Here is a 1,312-nt window from a genome sequence, read left to right on the forward strand (position 1 = left end):
GGGTCTGTTGAATTCCAAGTGGGTTAAGCATACACATGCGGATTGAGACTGCGGAAGTCGAGTTTCCCTGCCAGCAGGAAGATCACGGTCCTGGCTGTGCTCAGCCGTGTGTAGCCTCGTGCTTTCCGCTTCGCAGCCTGGAACAGTCCGTTAATCGCTTCGAGGAAGCCGTTGGTTTGGCGTGTTCTAACCCAAGCGACGATGCCGTCGAGGTGTCGGCGGATCATCTTGGCAACGGATTTCATCGGCTCGACCTTGGAGCGCATGACATTCGTACACCACTGGTGGAGCATCTGGCGGACGACGTTGACCTGCTTGCGCTGCAGGATGGCGCGCAACTGCTCGCGGTACTGCCAGGCGCGTGCCGTTCTGAGCGTCGTCAGTCGGGCGACCAAGGTCTGAAGCTCCTGCCGAGCGCCTCGGCTGAGGCCGTTCGGGGCCCTGAGCAGCTTCCAGCGCATGCTTTTCAGAGCCGGATCGGATTTCTGCTCGAGCCGGCGCATCCGGTCTACGGCCTCGGAAGCCTTGGCGATGACGTGGAACTTGTCGAACGTGATCGAGGCGTTGGGCAAGTGATCGGTGACGCCCCGGATAAACGCCGGCGACATGTCGATACTGCAACTGTCGATCGCGCTCGGATCTCCGCCATGAGCGGTCAGTTCGTCGGCCAGCTCGGCAACGGTCTCCGACCCGCGTCCTTCGGTGACGAAGATGACCGCCCGGTGCTCGGCATCGGCCGCCAGCGTCAGGTAGTCGTGCCCACGGGCCCGAGACGTCTCATCGATCGCCAGACTGCGCACCTTGGAAAGGTCCGCCTCGGCGGTCGCCAGATCTACATAACGCTCGCAGATCGCCATAACCCGGTGCGGGCTCAAACCGACAATGCGAGCGACCGCCCGGAACGGCATTTGCTGCGCCAGCATCAGCACAAGGGCCTCGAACAGCAGCGTGAACCCCGACAGCTTGCCGGCCCAGTCAGGCTGGACTTGTCGAACCGATCCGTCCGGGAGCTTGACGCGCGGCACGCGCACCTCCAGAAAGCACTCGTGCTGGAAAAAGTTGAGATGTCGGTAGCGCTTGGTGACGGTGTCATGGACTGGGTGTTCACCTTCGAAATCAGCGACTTGAAAACGACTGCCACGCCGAAAATCGACCTGGATGGTCAGCGTTCTGGCTGCCTCTTCGAATTCCAGGTCAGCAATGAACCACGGCGGCGTCAGGCCAAGGGCGGCTTCGAAAATCTGTGCGCTCATCACTCCGGCTCCAATCAGGGTCCCGAGGCGATGATACCCACTCAAAATTCAACAGAGGC

General features: G+C 61.1%; 1 protein-coding gene. It reads right to left on the minus strand.

Features of this window, described 5'->3' with window-relative positions; translation table 11 throughout:
* Positions 1–23: 23 nt before the first annotated feature.
* Positions 24–1,253 carry an ISL3 family transposase gene (locus ACDC67_RS15880; RefSeq protein WP_376694614.1) on the minus strand — a complete coding sequence of 410 codons (1,230 nt, stop codon included), beginning with the start codon at positions 1,251–1,253 and terminating at the stop codon, positions 24–26.
* Between the last annotated feature and the right edge of the window lie 59 nt (positions 1,254–1,312).

Origin of the sequence: Wenzhouxiangella indolica (assembly GCF_042310355.1) — a bacterium.
Classification (GTDB): domain Bacteria; phylum Pseudomonadota; class Gammaproteobacteria; order Xanthomonadales; family Wenzhouxiangellaceae; genus Wenzhouxiangella.

Bases quoted from the DNA above. Each gene is read 5' to 3' on its own strand.
- ACDC67_RS15880 (WP_376694614.1), bottom strand. From the start codon at position 1,253: ATGAGCGCACAGATTTTCGAAGCCGCCCTTGGCCTGACGCCGCCGTGG.